This is a genomic window from Gemmatimonas aurantiaca T-27 (genome assembly GCF_000010305.1).
GTDB classification, from domain to species: domain Bacteria; phylum Gemmatimonadota; class Gemmatimonadetes; order Gemmatimonadales; family Gemmatimonadaceae; genus Gemmatimonas; species Gemmatimonas aurantiaca.
Genome location: NC_012489.1, coordinates 2,944,952 through 2,963,701, shown reverse-complemented (window position 1 = coordinate 2,963,701; position 18,750 = coordinate 2,944,952). Strand labels below are relative to the sequence as shown.

Below are 18,750 nucleotides of genomic sequence, written 5' to 3'. Positions count from 1 at the left end.
TAATGCAGCACATGCGTACCTCTATGACACTCGCCGCCGCTTGGGCGGCCACTTTGTTTGGCTCCATCGAGGCCTCTGCCCAGCCCACGGCTCCGAGCGGCCGTGGCTCGATCGGAGTGCACGCCCAGGTCTCCGAACCCAGCGGCGATTTTGCCAGAAACACCAACAATGGCTGGGGAATAGGCGCCTATGTCCTTGGCGGCCTCGACCAGAATAGCATCATCAACCTGCGCGGCGACTTTTCGTTCGTGAACTACGCGAACAGCCGTCGTCGTATTCCACTCTCCGGCACAGGCGGGCTGATCCAGCTCGATCTGCGCACGAGCAGCAACATCTTCAGCGTCGTTGCCGGCCCACAGCTACTCGGACCGACCGGCACCTTCACGCCGTACGCGACGGCCTTGGGCGGCTTCACGGTGTTTGCCACCCAGAGCACCATCGAAGGGTCCGACAACACCAATACACCCTTCGCCAGCACCACGAACTCCAGTGATGCCGTATGGGCATATGGTGGCGCGGCGGGTGCCTACATTCGGGTATACAACGGCCGGAATCCGGTGCGCCTCGACCTCGGCGCGCGTTTCCTTCGGCATGACGACGTTCGCTATCTGAACGATCAGCGCGTGAAGGAAGCTTTCGAGAATGATCGGCCAGCGATTCATCTGCGTGGGCGCGCCGACTTCGTGACGTACTATCTCGGCGTCAACATCATCGCATTCTGAGCACCATGGCCTACGCGCCTTCGGCGGCAATACGCCGGCCGGTCACTCACCGTGATCGTGCCGGCGTTGTTGTTTGGTTTCCGACCGTCGCCGTTTCTCACCCAATCGGTTCTCCACCGCACCTCGCGTCGGCCGTGTGGCACGACGCACACGGGGCACAATCAAGGCACGACTGATCAACTGCTGCAAACGTTCCAGCGCGGCGCGGCGGTTCTGTTGCTGGCTGCGGAACTCCCCCGCGACGATGCGCAAGGCGCCATCCCCATCGAGGCGCGACGCCAGTTTCTCCAGTACACGTGCCCGCTGTTCGTCACGCAAGGCACGTGTGGTGCGCACGTTCCACTGAATCGAAATGCGTGTGGCACTCTTGTTCACATGTTGACCGCCCGGACCACCGCCGGAGATGGCTCGCACATCCAGCTCGTCAAACGGGATGAAGACGCCAGCCGCCACAGACAGGCTTGTCTCTCCAGAATCACTCACGCCGCGGGCTCCGTGCTTTCGACGCGCTTGTGGACGCGCAGGGCAGCCACGCGTCGGCCGTCCATGGCAACCACTTCCAGATCACCACCGGGATACGCCACGCGGTCGCCCACGTGTGGCAATCGACCCAGCGTGGCGAAGGCATAGCCGCCGAGCGTGCTCCAGTCGCCTTCCGGGATAGGCAACTTGTGATCCGAGCGCACGTCCACCAACGACATCGAGCCGGCCAGTTCCAGGACACCGTCGAACAGCAGGGCGTCGCGTGACAGCGGATCGTATTCGTCCGCGATATCACCGACGACCTCCTCCACCAGGTCTTCCATGGTGACGATACCGGCCGTGCCGCCAAATTCATCCAGCACGACGGCCAGGTGCGCGCGTGTGCGGCGCAAGTCGTCCAGCACCCGTTCGGCCGTGCGCGTGGCTGGCACAAAGAGCGGTTCACGCAGCACCTGTCGCAACTCGAACGACTCCGAGTTCTCGCGCAGCCAGAAGTCCTTGGCGAGGAAGACGCCCACGATATCGTCGGCGGTCTCCCGGTACACGGGATATCGCGAATAGCGCTCACGTCGCAGGATCTCTTCCAACTCCTGCTGATCCACATCCTCCGCGATTGCCACCATTTCGGTGCGAGGGCGCATCACGTCCACGGCGCGCTTGTTGTGGAAGTCGAAGACGCCGGCCAGCATGGCGGAGTCGGATTCATCGAGGGTGCCGTGCGCGCGGGCCTGCATGACGAGCAGACGCAGTTCCTCCGGGCTGTGCACATGGCCGCCTTCCGACACCGGCTCGATGCCGAACCACTTCAGCATGCGGTTGGCCGTGCCGTTCAGAAACCCGATGAACGGAGACATCACCTGGGAGAACACCATGAGCGGTCGCACGACCAGTCGGCTCACGCTCTCCGGCTTGGCCAAGGCCACTGATTTGGGCGCCAGCTCTCCCAAGACGATGTGGAGGAACGTGATGACCATGAAGGCCACCACGATGCCGGCTCCGGTATGGACCGCCCCAGGGCCGGGGTTGATGCCAACTATATGGAGGAGCCGATCGACCAACACCGCCACTGCGGGCTCGCCGACCCAGCCAAGGGACAGCGACGCGAGCGTAATGCCCAGTTGGGTGCCGGAGATGTATCGGTCGAGTTGACTGAGTGCGCGCTGAACCACCTGCGCGCTGCTGTCGCCGTCGGCGGCCATCTGGTCGATGCGGCTGCGACGAACCGCGACCAGCGCAAACTCGGCGGCCACGAAGAACGCATTCAGCAGGACCAGCAGCAGGACCAGCAGGAGACGCATGGTCACCGCGCCGAAGGTGATCTCGGCGGCGGTGGGTAACGCAGGGTCGGCAATCATACCGAAAGGAAACGGTGGGGCGGGTGATTCGTCAGAGTAGTGCAATCTGCAAGACCGTCGGGTATTCCGCGCCTCTTGCATTCTGCACGGTCCTGATCATCAGTCTATCCATTTCGTGCGTCAAACGCCCGCCTTTCCCCAGGCTCCGGTACAGGAAATGCTCGATCCATCGCGCATGTTGCGCTGGGTCTGGCTGGGCCGTGCCGTGCTGGCCTGTGCCATTCTGGTGGCGGCCGTGTTCGTCTGGAACGAGGCGGATCCCACCTCCACGCTGATCGCCACGCTGACGTTCGCCGGGGCTATCCTGGGGACCGGATTGTCCGTGATGTATCGCGGCATGGAGGGGCAGACCGTCGGACAGACGTTCTATGCCGTGCAGTGCCTGCTCGATCTGCTGCTCGTGACCGCCGTGGTACATATCACGGGCGGATGGAGCTCCCAATTTGCGGCCCTCTATATCCTGGTGATCGCCAGCGGCGCGCTGCTGCTGTCGTTTCGCGGTGGTCTCGCCGTCGCGGCGGGGGCCTGTCTTCTCTACATCATCGATATCGTCTGGCTGCGCCCCGGCACGCCCCCCTACCTCGGCATGGCCGTCCAGGTCGGCGTATTTGCCGTGGTGGCCGCCGGATCCGGGTTTGTGGTGCTGCGGCTGCGCCAGGCCGGCATGGGGCGCGAAGCGTTGGCCGCGCAGCTCATCAAGGTGCAGTTGGAAGCGGCGGACATTCTCCGCACCATCCGCTCCGGCATTCTGACGATCGATGGGCGTGGATTCCTGTTGTATGCCAATCCCGCCGCATCGGAGCTGTTGGGTTTTGATCTGCGGGGGCACACCGGACTGCCGGTGCTTCCGCTGTTGATGCGGGTTGCGCCGCGACTGGCAGAGCTCCTCGAGCAGAGTGCGCGCGATCATGTGCGCACCACCCGTGCCGAAGGCGTGATTTTTCGCGACGGCGAGGAAATCGAGATCGGGGTCACGACGACCGTTGCCGAGGCGGTGCGCGCCGACGGTTCCACCGGTGCCACGGCGATCTTTCAGGACATTTCCGACAGCAAGCGACTGCAGGCGTTGCATGTGCGCGCGGAACGGCTGCAAGCCGTGGCGGAATTGAGTGCGTCGCTGGCCCATGAGATTCGCAATCCCCTGGCGTCCATCCGGAGTGCCACCGAACAGTTAGCTCGGCGTCGTTCGCTTCAGGTGGATGCGGACGACGACGAACGCATCCTGCACGGACTCGTTGTCCGCGAAGCCGACCGACTCAGTCGCCTGCTCGCCGACTTTCTGGATTTTGCGCGTGCCCGCGTGACACGCATGGAAACCCTCGATCTGGGCGCGCTGGCGCACACCGCGGCCATGCTGGCGGCGTCGCATCCGGATCGTGCCCCCGGCGTACAGGTGACCGTGGACGCTGTACCGGACCTGCCGCGCACGCACGGTGACGAAGATCTGTTGCATCGCGCGGTGTTCAACCTGGTGCTCAATGCCATTCAGGCACTGGGGAACGAGGGCCACGTGTTCGTCGAGGTGGATCGCTATCACCCGGCATCACATGGTGTGCCCACGACCGCCATTACGGGCGACCTGATCGCCATCAGCGTGACCGACGACGGCCCCGGCATTCCGCCCGAGCTGCGCGATCGCCTGTTCGAGCCCTTTGTCACCAGCAAAACCGGTGGATCCGGGCTGGGGCTGCCCGTGGTTCATCGCGCCGTCGAAGCACATCGCGGCGTGGTCCTCGTGGACGCCCTGCCGCAGGGCACACGTTTTTCGATTGTCTTGCCACTTTCTGTGGCGAGCACCAGTTCCAGTCACTTGGGAGCCGCAGCGTGACCTACGCTCTGTCGGATGATGCACCGCGCGTACTGATCGTCGACGATGAAACCAGCATCCTCGATTCCTTGCGCATCCTGCTGAAGACCGAAGGGTTTGTGCCCTTCACCGCACATGGTGGTCGGCAAGGCGTGGAGCAGCTCCAGGAGTTGCGGCCGGATATTGTGCTGACCGATGTGCGCATGCCTGATGTGAGCGGTGTGCAGGTACTGAGTGCGGCGCGGCAGGTCGATCCCGATGTGCCGGTGATTCTGATGACCGCCCAGGCCACGCTGCAGTCGGCGGTGCAGGCGGTCAATGAAGGGGCTTTTTACTACATCCAGAAGCCGTTTCGCAACGACGAGTTGGTGGCGATCCTGCGCCGGGCTGCAGAACATCGCAAGCTGCGTGCGGAGAACCAGGTGCTCAAGCAGGAAATCCGCCGACGGGAACGCAATGCGTCACAGCGGCCCATCGGGCGCAGCAAGAGCTGGCTCGAAGTGCTCCGATTGGCGGAAACCGTTGCTCCCACGGACTCCACGGTGTTGATCACCGGCGAGTCCGGCACCGGCAAGGAAGTGGTGGCGCGGTATATCCATGACCTGAGCGCCCGCACGGACAACGGGTTCATGTCGATCAACTGCGGCGCGCTGCCCGAGTCGCTGCTCGAGAGTGAGTTGTTCGGTCACGTGAAAGGATCGTTCACCGGCGCCGTGAAGGACAAGACAGGCCTGTTCGCTGCCGCGAATCACGGCACGTTTTTTCTGGACGAAATCGGCGAGACCACGCCCTCCACACAGGTCAAGCTGTTGCGGGCGTTGCAGCAGCGCGAAGTGATTCCGGTGGGTGCCACCGAATCGGTTTCCGTGGATACACGGGTGCTGGCCGCGACCAACCGTGATCTGGAAGAAGAGATCAAGCGGGGCGGGTTCCGCGCCGATCTGTTCTATCGGCTCAATGTCATTGCGGTGCACCTGCCACCCCTCCGGCAGCGCGCCGACGATATCCCCGTGCTGGCGGAAAGCTTCCTGGCACGCTCGGCCACGTTGCGCCACGAGGAACAGAAGGTGCTCAACGAGGGAGCCCTCGATGCGCTCATGGCCTACGGATGGCCCGGCAACGTCAGAGAGCTGGAAAATGCGCTCGAGCGGGCCGTCATTCTCTGTAGTGGCAACACGATCTCCGCGGATGCGCTCCCGGAGCGTGTGACGGCCCGTCGCGCTGAGCCGCTGGTGAGTGAACGCGCCCCGGTCAGCCCGACACTCGAGGCGATCGAGCGTGCCTACATCCAGTGGGTACTGCAGAACGAAGGCGGCAACAAGAGTCGCGCCGCCGACATGCTGGGGATTGATCCTTCCACATTGTACCGCAAACTGGCACGCTACGGAGACGCGGCACTATGAACACTGGAGTGCGTGGTCGTATTGGGTTCACGCTGCTCGAATTGTTGGCGGTGGTGACCATCATTGGTCTGCTGGCGGTGCTGGCGGTGGCCAAATTCGGGGATTCCAAGCGGCGAGCGTATCTCGCGGCCATGAAGTCGGACTTGCATGTCGTAGCCACCACCGCAGAGTCCCGGTTCACGTCTGAGAACAGCTATGAGAACATGCCGGTGCCTCGCGGATCTGCTGGCGTGACACTCACCTTCGTGGGGACCACGACAGGTTGGACGGCCCAAGCCAATCACGCGAGCCTGCCAGGCATGACCTGCACGTTGGCTTCGGGGCCGGGAATCACATCGGACATTGAATGTCGATAGGGTAAGTGGGTTTGGCTCTCATCGTTTTTCAACCGACCAGCCGGTGTCCGTCACACGACGACACCGGCCGTTTCATTCCTGGCATAGTACTGATATCGCGCTGGGACGTAGCCGAACGAGTCAGCCTTGCACGCTGCAAGGAATCTTGCGAAACACCAGCTGAAATGGATTGGTACAGCTGAAGTAGAAATGGTGTAAGTCATTGAAAAGAAATGAGTTCTATTGTGCCATCTGCTCTGGCAAGGCTGTTGCCTTATGCGTCGGTGTCGCAAGGCTCGCCACCACGGGCGGACTTGCCGAAATCCCCCCACTGGAGAACACCATGAACCGTACGCGCAAGGGCTTCACGCTTATCGAACTGCTGATCGTTGTCGTCATCATCGGCATCCTGGCCGCGATCGCGATCCCGAAGTTCAATGACACGAAGAAGAAGGCCTACATCACCGCTATGAAGTCCGATCTGAAGAACCTGGTTTCGGCTGGCGAGGCCAAGTTCTCGGAAGACAATAGCTACGCCACCTGGACCATGCCGACCTCGGGCTCGTCAGGCGTCACGATCACCCCGGGCACGCAGTCGGCCACGGGCTGGTCCGCGACGGCCACGCACGCCAATGCGGCCGGTTCGAGCTGCGAAATCGGCGTCGGCACGGGCAAGCCGGCCAACCTCGCCGAAGGCGAGCCGGGCGGCGCCACCTGCAAGTAAGCAGCACGCAATACCGACGGCCGGCTCGCTCAACGAGCTGCACCGGTTTGGGGGAGGGGGTCGGGCGAAAGCCCGGCCCCTTTGCCGTTTGGGGATACTCGGATGCCCAAACGACCTAAGCCCATGGCCGCATATCACGCTGGAAGAGAAAGTGGCGGTTGCCACTGAGGCGTCGAGCACGCATCCTGAACGGCGTGACCGAACCCACCCGCCCACGGATTCACGAGCGCCTGCAGCGTGTGCTCGCTCTGGCGTGCGGCCCGACCATTCTGGCCATCATCGTCACCATGTGGGTCACCGAGGATCTGCCGAATGCCACACGGTGGCCGGTGGTCATTCTCCTCGTCTTGCTGGTATTGGTCGTCTTCACGAGCGTGCTGCGCCGACAGGTCTCGCGCTATGTGGAACGTCCTCTGGTGGAATCCGTGAGTGTGGCGGAAGCCATTGCGAGTGGAGACAGCAACCGGATCGTGCCGCGTGCCGAGACACGCGAATTCGACCAGCTCGCAACCAGCATCAATCGCATGACCGAGCAGATGCTGGCGGCCACGCAGTCCCGCATGCGGGTGGAGAAGCTGGCGACCATGGGACGCATCGCGGCTGGGATCTCACACGAGATCGGCAATCCCGTCGCCGCGATCGCGAACTATGCCCATGTGCTGCGCATGCGCACGGCCGACGTCCCCGGCACGACTGAGCCCATTGATGCGCTCGAGCGGGAGATCACACGCATCGACCGCATCATGCGTGGCCTGCTCGACTATGCCCGCCCGCGTCGGCTGACGCCGAAGCCGATCGCCGTTGATGCCGTCATCGTGGACGTGTTGCGGTTGCTCGCCGACCAGGGACTCACCCGTCGCTTTCGCATTACCAGCGAACTCGAGGCACCCGGCGGTGTGGTGTATGCCGAACGGCATGACCTCGAGCAGGTCTTCGTCAACCTGCTGCTGAACGCCGTCGATGCGATGGACCGCGAAGGGGAGGTGGTGATTCGGTCGCGGATCAATGAGGCCGGCGCGTTTGCGGATTCCATCGAAAAGCGCCGTACGGATCCTGCCCCCCAGCGTTGGGCACATCGCCCAAGCAAGCGGGCACTCGCATGGCTTGCCCGACCCGAATCGCCCTCGCGTTTTCTGCAAATCGTGATGGCCGACTCGGGAACTGGTGTTGCCCCGGAAGACGAAGAACGCATCTTCGAGCCGTTCTTTTCCACCAAGCAGCCAGGGAAGGGCACCGGGCTCGGGCTCGCTATCGTCGCCAGCACGATCGAAAATCTTGGTGGCACCGTGTGGGTACAGCGGGCGCGCGAAGGTGGTGCCGCGTTCGTGATCCTGTTGCCGCTGCATGGCAGTGGCATGCGATCCGTCGTACCTGAATCCACCGCGTCGGCAGGATAGCGGCGGCGATGTTCTGGTGACGCTCCCTGCGGAGCCGGGGCCTATCGTGGCCCCATGCAGAACACACCCCCAGAAGTCGCACCGCGGTCTCGCAGGTGCCAGCGGCGCCCCAATCGAAACGCAGCGAAGTCCCGATCCCTGAGCCGACTGGACGGTCGATCCGGGAATCGATTCGGCTACCTCCTCGTGGAGTGTCTGGTCTCGCTCGTGCTCCTGATAGGGGCGGCTGCGCTGCTGCAGCTCATCGCGGCCACCACCAGCGCCGGTGTCGATCGGGCCATACAGACGGACCATGCACTCGCAACGGTGGATGTTGTCAATCAGCGTTGGCTCCGGGCGGTTTGCGCGCCGGGTGCGGTGGCTGAAAATGGCCTGGTCCCACCGACCTCCTCGCGCCTGGTCATCGACGTCGCACCGGTAGCTGACGGTGTTCTGCACCACCTCACCATTCGGGCTGCGTGGGGCTTGTCATCGTTCGGTGCGGCGCAGATGGCTACGACTGGGCAGGTTCAGCGGGAGGTCTCGACGGCATCCCGGTGTGATCCATGAGCGGCCATCATCGTCGTCGCCAGCGGAGTTGCGGTGGATACGCCAATGCCGGAGGCCGCAACTCGATCGGATTCACGCTCGTCGAGCTGTTGGTGGCCCTCCCGCTCACGACACTCGTAGCTGCCGCCGCGGCTCTGTTGCTGGTTCGTCAGGCCCAGCACATGCGCGCTGCCGAATCGCGTACTGGTGGGATTCGCGAGCTCCGGCACGCACGACTCGCCTTGGAAACCGATCTCGCGCCCCTGCGTCCGCAGGACATCGCCAGTATCTCCGATTCCCTCATCGAATTCCGTGCCCAGTTGGGCATCGTGCGTCTCTGCGGTACTGATCCCGGCGGAGCACTGACGGTTTCCGCGAATGAATCCGATCGGGCATGGCTCTCCACGGTACGTGCAGGGGACATCGCCACGCTCTGGCATTGGCCCGTGCCGTCGGGTAGTCCGCCGGTGGCCATCACTACGGCGATCACCGGACCTGCCTCAGCGGCGACCCTGGGGCGCTGTGGTGCCGACTCCAGTCAATTGCGCTGGACACTACCCACCAATGCTCTCGCGCCCGGCATGCGATTCGTCGGGGCTCCAGCACACATCCAACGGGATACGCGCTACTCCCACTATCGCAGTGGTACACACTGGTGGCTTGGCAGGCGCACGCGTGACGCATCGGGATGGGATGGCGTGCAGCCGGTGGCTGGCCCTCTTCGCAATGCCGCGGGCAGGGGCATGCGTGTCCGTGCGGTCGATGCACAAGGCAACGAAACACTCTGGCTCGACTCCGCGGCGGCCATTCATGTGGAACTCCGCGTCACCCGCGCCGTGACGCGGGGATCGCGGGCCACCTATGACTCTGCCGCCTTCGCGGTCAGTCTGCGGGGTACACCTGCGGGAGGACGTCCATGAATCGGCCGGCAATTGCCAGCAAGGCATATCATGTCGTTCCGCTTCGGCCTGGTTTCACGCTGCCATTTGTCGTGATCGCGCTCGCGGCGGTGGGAATTCTCGCCATGACGTTCGGTACGGTCACGCTCCGCGATGTCGCCGCCGCCGATCGGGCGACCCATGCCCAGCGACTCGCTCTCACCGCGCAAGCATCACTCGCACAGACGGTGCATCAATGGCGCAGCGATTCCCTGTGGACGCGTGATCTCACCACCACCATCACACAAGCCAGCGTGCTGGCCAGCGGTGACCACGTGGCGATAGAACGGCACCGCACACATCCCTTGTCCGTGACGGTACGCGCCATGGCGTCATTCCGCGATCCGCGCCACCCCATTGCCGTGCGGCGAGAGGTGCGGCAGGTGATCTGGCTTGCATCACCAGCCGTTCCGCTGTTCGCTGCCATGACGGTGCAGGGGAGTATCACGGGGCTCGATCCCACACTCGTGACGGGTGTGGATCTGGTTGACACACAATCGCCATGCGGACCGGAACGCGATACGCTCAGCGTTGCGGCCTTCGCTGCACACACCGTGCAGGCCGACAGTGCCGGTCTGTGGACACTGATGCCGGTGACGCCACCAACGCCGGTGGATAGCGGCGATACGTTCGGCGCACTGCGTTCGGCCGCGTTGAGCCTGGGCCGAGTGATCCCTCGTTCGGTCGATCCGGCTCCGCTTCCCGCCGCGGAGACCTCATCACCCAACTGGCATTTGCTGTCACTGCAGGGGCCCCTGGTGCATCTCACGGGCACGGACCGCTATCGCGGGCTTCTGGTCATCGACGGTGATCTCGCGGTGACGGGCGCCCTCACCGTTGAGGGACTCCTGTTCGTTCGTGGTGCGCTCGACGCGCGTCACGGTCAACTCACGGTGCAGGGCAGTGTCATCGTGCAGGGTGTCGGCGTTGCTCCCGGAAACACCGCGGCACGACTGGGTTCCGCGACTCGCGTGCAGTTCGATCGCTGTCGCCTCGACATGGCACTTGCCACAATCGCGGTGCCAAGAAGCGCACCATTTCAGCTCCGGACACTCGGCGCTCCCTGACGCCGCACCATCGACCAGCCACCCCCTCGCCGGTCAGAAAGACCGACCTGCAGGCCCCTGGGAAAGGGCCTCCAGTATCACGGTGTGGGCAGCCGTACCGGCCGCACGCCTAGGGGCGGCCGTTACCTCGTGAGGCTCGGGTCGTTTCAAGGGAGACATGACCGGAATCGGCAGGTCAATCTGTCCCGTCGGAAGGGCCCACGACGAGACACCCGCATGCGCAAGCATGCACTCACGCTGCAACCACCAACTCCCATGGCGCTCTTTGGCCGCAAGAAATTGACTGTCGGACTGGATGTCGGCTCCGGACTCGTGAAGGCTGTGGTCATCGACCACAGCAGCGGCACACCCGAGCTGGCCAAGGTCGTCATCACGCCGCTCAACGATACGGCGATCGTTGAAGGTGAAGTCATGGACCATGGGATCGTCGCCGACGCCATTCGCCAGACACTGTCGGCCACCGGTATCAAGACCAAGCACATCGTGACGGCGGTCGGCGGGCGCGATGTGATCGTCAAGAAGATCACCATGGAGCGCGTGAAAGAAGCGCAGGCCCGGGAGCTCATGCGGTGGGAAGCGGAACAGCACGTGCCGTTCGACATGGATTCCGTCGAACTGGACTTTCAGGTGCTGGATCCCGACAGCGATGGACTCGACATGAGTGTGCTGCTGGTCGCGGCCAAGCGTGAACTTGTCGAATCGAAGCAGAGCCTGTTGCAGGAAGCCGGTGCTACCGCGTCGGTCATCGACGTCGATGCGTTTGCATTGCACAACGCGTTCGAGACGAACTATCCCGATGCCATGAATGGCACGGTGGCGCTGCTCAACATCGGCAACGAAGTCACGAACCTCAATATCCTCGATGAAGGTGTACCGATCCTCACGCGCGATCTGGGCGTTGGTACCCGTCGTTTCCGCGAAGATCTGCAGCGCGAACAAGGCATCAGCGCCGATGAAGCGGAAGACCTGATCCGCAGCTTCGATCGTCAGCCGGTCCTCGAAAACGCTGTCGCGCTACGCGGCGAAGAACTCGCCGTTGGTGTGGAACGCGCCGCGACGTTCCTCGCGACCTCCTCGCGCAACTTCGGGCAGATCCGTGCGGTGTACGCCTGCGGCGGTGGAGCGCGTGTTCCGGGCCTGCTCGCGTGGCTCTCGGATCGCCTGCGCATTCCGGTGCAGCCGGCCAATGCCTTCGCCAAGCTCACGGTCCGCGAAGGTGCTCTCGAATTCCTGTCCACCGATGAAGTGGCACCGCTGCTGATGCTGCCGGTTGGACTCGCGCTCCGCGCAGCGGCTTGAGGACCCACGCCATGATGCTCGAAATCAATCTCGCTCCCGGTTCGCGCAAGGGAGCCCGCAAGTCCGCTGGCTTCGCCCTTCCCAGCGGACTGGCTTCCATCGGCTCGAATATCCGCGACCCGTGGCTGCTCGGCTCCGCCGCGTCGGTCGTGGCGGCCGTCGCCGTGGTCGGCATTCTGTTCACCGGTCAGAGCGCTCGCGCCGGCGAACTCGAAACGCGCCTCGAATCGGCGCTGCGCGACTCGACGCGGTATGCAAAGGTGCTTGACGCGCGCCATCGCCTCACGGCCGAACGTGATTCGGTCCATCGGCAGTTGCAGATCATCCGCACCATCGATGACAACCGCTACAACTGGGCGCACATCCTCGATGAGATCAGCCGCGCGTTGCCCGCGTATACCTGGCTGACCATCATCGAGCAAACCAGCAAGACGCCACTGCCCCCCGGCACGGATAGTGTCGCCCAGGCCGCGGCGACGCCGTCCAGTGCCGCAGCGAAGAAGAAAGACACCGCAGTCGTGACACCGGATACGGTAACAGTCCATCCGCCCCTCACTTTCCGCGTGATTGGTCAGACGGTCGATATCCAAGCGCTCACGATGTTCATGCGCCAGCTCGAAAGCTCGCCCTTCGTGCAGTCGGTCTCACTCACCAAGTCCGAGATCGTCATCGTCGAAGGCAAGGACGTCACACAGTTCGAGTTGACGGCTGCCTATGAAGTGCCGCCCGCTGGCGTCGTGCAGACGTCGCCGCTTGTTGTCCCCGTGCGCTGACCAGAGATCACCATGGCCCTTGCTCCCATCAGTCAGCGTGACCAGGTGAAGCTGTTCATTGGCTTCGCCGGCATCGCGCTCGCCGTTCTGTACTGGATGTATCCCTACGCTGCAAAGGATGAGCAGCTTGCCCTCGACGAGTCGCGCATCACGACCATCGAAGAAGCCAATCGGCGTGCCGCGCGCGAATTCGCCGGCGGCAGCATCGAGACGCTGCGTTCGCAGGCTGCGGAAAATCGCTCTGCCCTTACCGTCATGCGCCGACTCGTACCCACGGGCAATGAGGTGCCAGCTCTGCTCGAGGAAGTCAGCACGGCCGCGCGGCGTGCGGGCCTCGATGTCGGAGGCGTGGTACCCGAGCCGGTCATTGTTGGCGATCGCTTCGATACCTATCGCTACACCGTCACGATCATCGGTGGTTATCACCAGTTCGGCGAATTCCTCGCCAACGTGGGTTCCCTGCCACGTATCGTGGCACCGGTGAGTTTTTCAATTGCTTCGGGCGTCTCTGGCAGCTCTCGGCCAGGCCAGGTGAACACTTCAGCAAAGGGCTCACTCGCGTCCACGATCACGTTGCAGACGTACGTCGAAAAGACCCGGCCGGCCGCGAAGGCCAAGGAGCGTGCCTCGTGACCCGTTCACTGCTGCGTGTGATCACCGCGACAGCATTGCTTGTCGCGCCTCAGGCGGTGACGGCCCAGGCGACCGCGGATACCAAGCCCTCCACACCCGCACGGGTCGTGTCGACGGAAGCCGCCGGTACGGTTGGTGCTGCCGCCGCCGCTCGAAAGGGAACTGGTGCGGCGACCCCGGCAACCGAGATCACGCTGCATCGCGAGGTCTTTTCGTACAGCGGCGGCGGGCGTCGTGATCCGTACAAGTCGCTCATGTCCAGCAGCGATGTGCGTCCGCTGCTCAGCGACCTGCGCCTCACCGCCGTGGCGTTCGATCCAGAAGGACAGAACTCCGTCGCGATTCTGCGCGACAGCTACTCCAAGCTCCAGTACCGGATTCGCGTCGGGCAGCAGCTCGGACGCCTGCGCGTGAGTGCGATTCGCCAAAAGGCCGTGCAGTTCACCATCGAAGAATTCGGATTCAACCGGCAGGAAACGCTGCCGCTCAGCAGCGACACGACGAAAGTGAGGAACCCATGATGGGACCGACGACCGTTGCGGTAACAGCCGCCCTGTTGGTGTATGGCTTCGCGCCCAGCACTCCGGCAGCTACCGCCCCCTCGGCCGCCAAGGCCATCACGCTCAACGATGGTGCGCCGGTCCGCGGACGCGTGCATGCCATCGAGGTCGCACCGGCCGCCAGCGGCGCAGAAGTGGTCATTGCCGCGGACTCCGGTCTGACCTTGGCGCATTTCACGCTCGAGGGGCCGTCGCGTATTGTCATCGACCTCGGTGGTGCGAATCTCGCCATGCGCTCGGCCTATGACGGCAAGGCGCGCGGCCCGATTCGGAACGTGCGACTCTCCCAGTATCGCGCTGACACGGTCCGCCTCGTCATCGATCTGGACGCGTCGCGTCGATACACCGTGCAGCGGGAAGGCAACAGCGTGCGCGTCGCGCTGACCGCACCCGCGGTGGCGTTCACGCCATGGGCCAGCAACAACGTGGTGCGTACGACCACCGCTGTGGCCGCCGGCCACCTCGATGTGCCGGTCTCAGCGCCCACCACGAAGGTTGAGACGGCGAAGGTCGAGGCCCCGAAGGTCGAGGCCCCGAAGGTCGAGGCCCCGAAGGTCGAGGCCCCGAAGGTCGAGGCCCCGAAGGCCGAAGTGGTGAAGGCCGAACCGGTTCCCACGCCACTGCCTGCGGTCGAAGCACCGCTGGCGTCCGCTCGCATGAGCACGGTGACGCGTCGCCAGCCGCAGCCGCGGCCGCGCATCACCGTCAGCTATGACGGCACCGATATTCGTGATGTCATCGCGGCCTTCGCGACGTTCTCCGGCCGCACGATCGTGGTCGGCAAGGATGTGCAGGGTGTCGTGACCGCCGATATCGCAGACAAGCCGTGGGACGTCGCGCTGCAGGCCATTCTGCAGGCACAGGGCCTTGCCGCCACAGAAGACGCCAGCGGCATCATCGCGGTCGACAGCTATCGCAACCTGGCGCAGAATCAGGCCCTTGAGCCGCTGATCACGCAGATCGTCGACGTGAACTACGCGAAGGCCACGGTGCTTCGCGGTACGGTCCAGTCGCTGCTGGCGCGTGATTGCACCGGCATGAGCACCGCGGTGACCGGTCGCGACATGGGCGTGGGCGTCAATCAGGGCAGCAGTGGCAACCAGCAACAGAATCAGATGGGTGGACAGGGCTGTGTGGTGCGCGGCTCTGTGGCCGCCGACAGCGCGACCAACAAGCTGATCATCACCGAAGTACCGTCCCGTCTCCCCGAGATCGTGGCGCGCCTTCAGCAGCTCGATGTGCGCACCCCGCAGGTCGCCATCAAGGCCAAGATCATCTTCGTCAACCGCACGGGCATTCAGGACATCGGTCTTGCCTATGACCTTGGCACTGGCAACAAGCAGTTCTTCCAGCAGCTCGTGCCGCGCACCGATCCGAACACGCTCACGCCCGTCGACACCGACGGCGACGGCGTACCGGATGCCATGGGCGGTGGTTCTCCCTATCAGGGCCCGGCTCGCATCAATCTCGGTGGCAATGCCATCGCCGGTATTGCAAACGCCAACAATGCGATCAAGCCGAACGCGCTGAATCTGATCTACAGCACGGCGCTCGGTCGGTATCAGTTGACGGCCTTCCTGAACGCGCTCCAGACCTCGTCGCTGGCCGACGTGCAGTCGGAGCCGAGCATCACGATCCTCAACAACCGCAGCGCCGAGATCTTTGTCGGCCAGGAAATCCCCATCCGTGTCATCGACGCGTCCGCCGGTGGCCAGGGCGGTGGCGGTGGCGGCGGCGGTGGTGGTGGTGGTGGCGCTGCAGGACAGCCAAATGCTGCGGCATTTTTCCCTCGAGCGACGGTTTCAAAGGAAGAGGCGGGCATCAAGCTCTCCGTGACGCCGCAGATCACCAACAACAAGATGGTGATGCTGAACATCAAGGCGGAAAACTCGAGCGCGGAAATCGCCTCTACCGACGTGGGCGTGATCTTCAATCGCCAGCGAGCCGAATCTCAGGTGCTGGTGGCGGATGGCGAGGCGGCCGTGATCGGCGGCCTCACGGTCACCGAAACCACGCGCTTCCGCAGTGGCATCCCTGTACTGATGAACCTCCCGTTCGTCGGTCGGATCTTCTCGCAGAACACGAAGAACGAAACCAAGCGCGACCTGCTCATCCTGGTCACGCCGCACATCCTGGACGAAGGCGTCACGCCCCCAGGCCGTTAACGCGACCAAGGACGCTGCCATCATGAATGCACATCAGATCGGGCGCGCACTGACGCGCCCCAGCCTGACGCGTCGCCTCGCGTCGCTGGTCGCCATCGGGGCCACTATGGCCCTGGGCGCCTGCAACGGCGACGAAGTCATCGATCCACCGTTCAAGGATTCCATCAAGCCGACGGTCGGCCTTACCAAGGGGCTGCCCACGGCCGACTCCCTGCTGGCCGTCACCCTCAACGCCAACGACAATATCGGACTCAAGCGCGTTCGCTTGCTTCTGGCTGGCGGCATCACGGCTTCGTATGACACCGTGATGACGAGCGCGGTGACGTCGCTGACGATCCTGGTGAACGTACGTGTTCCGTCCAGCGCGCCCATCGGCGCCACGGTCACGGCGCGCGCGGTCGCCGTCGATGGTGCCGGCAATGAGTCCGACACGGCACGTGTGGCTCTCACCGTCGGCAACCTCGAGCCGCCCAGTGCCATCGTCACGAGCCCCGTGGCCGGTTCACCGGTTGTCACGGGCAAAGCGCTCATCCTTTCGTTGTCCGGACGCGCCCGCTACAAGGTGCGCACGCTCGGATACGAACTGTCCGGTGCCTATACGGCACGCGACTCGAGCTCCTTCAGTGCACCGTTGCGCGACTCCATCGCGCTGCTCGATACCTTGGTCGTGCCTGACAGCGTGAAGGGTGCTACCATCCAGGTCACGCCATTCATCATCGACTCGCTCAACCAGCGTGTGCTTGGCACACCGGTTTCATACGCGGTGCAGAGTCCGGCCAATGCCAACACCGTGCCCGTGGTTCGGACCGGCGTGGCGCCCCGCGTGGAAGTGAACGACACCATCTTCGTCGAAGCCACTGACCCGGTGGGTATCTCCACGCTGGGCTACGAAGTGCGCACCCCCACGGGTCAACTGCTCGTCGCCGACTCGGTGTCCTCGGACGGTCGATTCTCCACGTTGGTTCGTACCTTCAGGACGCGGATCCCGGTGGCGACTTTCCCGATGCACGTCAACGTGTTCGGCTTTGCCCGCAACGCCAACGGTCGGCGCGATGTGGCCCGGTTCCCAAGCGGTTCATTGCGGCAGGATACGGTCATCGTGGTGGCCGGCTACACCAATCCGCTGCCGCAGGGCGGCCAAGTGGCCGACGCCTTGTACTTCCCACGCAACGATCGGTTGTACCTCACGAACATCGAGCGCAATTGGCTCGAGGTCTACAACCTGGCTGACTCGTCGTTCCGTGCGCCGATCGCCGTGGGTTCACGTCCGTGGGGTATCGCACCCTATCCGCGCAATCGCGATGGGGAGATGTCCGATACGCTGCTGGTCGCCAACTCGGGTGGTACCAACATCAGCTACGTGGACTTGCGCAATGGTTCGGCGGGCCGCGAAGTGTACCGCTATCCGCTGCCCAACATCATCGTCTACACGATCACGTCGACGCGTTCGGCGACCACCGATCAGATCATCACGCAGCGCACCGCGCACGACTTCAGTGATCGTCCGCAGTACCTTGCGGCGACCTGCAACGGTGACCTGACACCAGGCTCGCCCTGCGAAGATGTCATCGCGGTGTACTCCACCACACCCACGCCAGGCCAGTCGTCCCCCTTCGAGAAGCAGGGCACCATTCGCTGGGAGAACCTGAGCAAGAAGAGCTCGCACTTCTTCTTTGAACAGGCGATGGGGCAGGCCGAGGGGCGTTCTGACACATTGGAAATCGAACGCTTCGCAGCCGGCGGTGTGGGTGCCGACTCGATCCTGCTGCCCTACAAGCAGATTGTCCGGCGGCCCGATGGCTCGATGTGGGAGTACTCCATTGTAGGTCGTATCGACCGACTGGCCTTCCGCGACACCACCTACGTGCGAAACTCGGGCAACTTCCGTCGCGCGGTCTTCGGCGAGGGCGGCCCGGTGCTCGGCAGCCGCGCCATGACCTACGATGCCACGATGGGCTTCGACATGACGCCTCCGCTGCCGGTAATCGACCGCGGGATCTCGCGACCACTCGATGTCACCGACTTCATCGCCAATACCTTCTCGAGGGTACAGGGCGTTGGCATCAACTTCGATGGTGAGATCAATGCGGTGAAGGGTGACTCCACCTACCTGTTCGATCGCACACTGCGCCTGCAGGGTATCCTCGAGTCTCGCCCCAGCGGTGGTGGTCTCGACTTCCATCCCCAGAACACGGGGCCGCGCTCGTCGCCCCTGCGGACACGGTTGGCCTTTGTTGCCTCGAGCGAGCCGGTCATCGATGTCTTCGACACGTACTGCTACCGGAAGATCGCCTCGATTGCGATTCGTGATCCGATCATCGGCCCCGTGCGTGCCACACAGCGACCCAACGGACAGTTGGTGTTGGTTGGCGCCACGGTCCGCGGTGTGACCCTGGTCGCCCTCTCGGATACCTTCACGACGACCTGCTTGTAAGACCCATTCCGGCCGCCCCGTTCGCGGGGCGGCTGGCCCGGTACGGGAGGAGGCGCACGGCATGTGCCGGTGGCAAACGGGGTGACCCGGGCGCCGCCCTACAGCCGAGCCCTCCTCCCGTCTACGT

General features: G+C 63.8%; 16 protein-coding genes. 14 read left to right on the top strand and 2 right to left on the bottom strand.

Annotated elements, in window-relative coordinates:
• The first annotated feature begins 11 nt into the window (after positions 1-11).
• On the top strand, positions 12-722 hold the full coding sequence (locus GAU_RS13010; protein ID WP_156799028.1) for a hypothetical protein: 711 nt from the start codon (positions 12-14) through the stop codon (positions 720-722).
• A gap of 42 nt (positions 723-764) precedes the next feature.
• Here the strand turns inward: GAU_RS13010 and arfB are convergent, their stop codons facing one another.
• Both arfB and GAU_RS13000 read right to left on the bottom strand, forming a co-directional pair.
• Positions 765-1,205, bottom strand: coding sequence for an alternative ribosome rescue aminoacyl-tRNA hydrolase ArfB (arfB, locus tag GAU_RS13005; RefSeq protein ID WP_015894339.1), 441 nt, complete (start codon positions 1,203-1,205; stop codon positions 765-767).
• The gene (locus GAU_RS13000) at positions 1,202-2,560 is read right to left on the bottom strand and encodes a hemolysin family protein (protein ID WP_052574436.1); all 1,359 of its coding nucleotides are present in this window, start codon (positions 2,558-2,560) and stop codon (positions 1,202-1,204) included. The genes arfB and GAU_RS13000 overlap by 4 nt, the downstream gene beginning before the upstream one ends.
• A 115-nt stretch (positions 2,561-2,675) precedes the next feature.
• On the opposite strand from GAU_RS13000, the gene GAU_RS12995 reads away from it, so the two are divergent.
• From GAU_RS12995 to GAU_RS12930, 13 genes are all read left to right on the top strand, one after another.
• Positions 2,676-4,388 (top strand): two-component system sensor histidine kinase NtrB, encoded by a 1,713-nt coding sequence (locus tag GAU_RS12995; RefSeq protein WP_169307678.1) that lies wholly within the window; start codon positions 2,676-2,678, stop codon positions 4,386-4,388.
• Positions 4,385-5,770 carry a sigma-54-dependent transcriptional regulator gene (locus GAU_RS12990; protein WP_015894336.1) on the top strand — a complete coding sequence of 462 codons (1,386 nt, stop codon included), beginning with the start codon at positions 4,385-4,387 and terminating at the stop codon, positions 5,768-5,770. Before GAU_RS12995 ends, GAU_RS12990 begins: the two co-directional genes overlap by 4 nt.
• A complete protein-coding gene (locus GAU_RS21010; protein WP_015894335.1) occupies positions 5,767-6,126 on the top strand; it encodes a type IV pilin protein in 360 nt (119 codons plus the stop codon). Before GAU_RS12990 ends, GAU_RS21010 begins: the two co-directional genes overlap by 4 nt.
• Positions 6,127-6,448: 322 nt before the next feature.
• Positions 6,449-6,829 carry a type IV pilin protein gene (locus GAU_RS22820; RefSeq protein WP_015894334.1) on the top strand — a complete coding sequence of 127 codons (381 nt, stop codon included), beginning with the start codon at positions 6,449-6,451 and terminating at the stop codon, positions 6,827-6,829.
• A gap of 194 nt (positions 6,830-7,023) precedes the next feature.
• Entirely contained in the window at positions 7,024-8,226 is a 1,203-nt protein-coding gene (locus GAU_RS12975) for a sensor histidine kinase (RefSeq protein WP_041265523.1), read from the top strand.
• 545 nt (positions 8,227-8,771) lie between these two features.
• Positions 8,772-9,674, top strand: coding sequence for a hypothetical protein (locus tag GAU_RS12965; protein ID WP_015894331.1), 903 nt, complete (start codon positions 8,772-8,774; stop codon positions 9,672-9,674).
• Entirely contained in the window at positions 9,671-10,759 is a 1,089-nt protein-coding gene (locus GAU_RS12960; RefSeq protein ID WP_015894330.1) for a hypothetical protein, read from the top strand. Before GAU_RS12965 ends, GAU_RS12960 begins: the two co-directional genes overlap by 4 nt.
• Before the next feature lie 216 nt (positions 10,760-10,975).
• On the top strand, positions 10,976-12,058 hold the full coding sequence (gene pilM, locus GAU_RS12955) for a type IV pilus assembly protein PilM (protein WP_041265522.1): 1,083 nt from the start codon (positions 10,976-10,978) through the stop codon (positions 12,056-12,058).
• 11 nt (positions 12,059-12,069) lie between these two features.
• Entirely contained in the window at positions 12,070-12,831 is a 762-nt protein-coding gene (locus GAU_RS12950; RefSeq protein ID WP_015894328.1) for a PilN domain-containing protein, read from the top strand.
• A gap of 12 nt (positions 12,832-12,843) precedes the next feature.
• A complete protein-coding gene (locus GAU_RS12945; protein ID WP_015894327.1) occupies positions 12,844-13,464 on the top strand; it encodes a type 4a pilus biogenesis protein PilO in 621 nt (206 codons plus the stop codon).
• On the top strand, positions 13,461-13,985 hold the full coding sequence (locus tag GAU_RS12940; RefSeq protein WP_015894326.1) for a hypothetical protein: 525 nt from the start codon (positions 13,461-13,463) through the stop codon (positions 13,983-13,985). The genes GAU_RS12945 and GAU_RS12940 overlap by 4 nt, the downstream gene beginning before the upstream one ends.
• On the top strand, positions 13,982-16,189 hold the full coding sequence (locus tag GAU_RS12935) for an AMIN domain-containing protein (RefSeq protein ID WP_015894325.1): 2,208 nt from the start codon (positions 13,982-13,984) through the stop codon (positions 16,187-16,189). Before GAU_RS12940 ends, GAU_RS12935 begins: the two co-directional genes overlap by 4 nt.
• A gap of 22 nt (positions 16,190-16,211) precedes the next feature.
• Complete coding sequence (locus tag GAU_RS12930; RefSeq protein WP_015894324.1) at positions 16,212-18,623, top strand: YncE family protein; 2,412 nt, start codon at positions 16,212-16,214, stop codon at positions 18,621-18,623.
• The last annotated feature ends 127 nt before the right edge of the window (positions 18,624-18,750 follow it).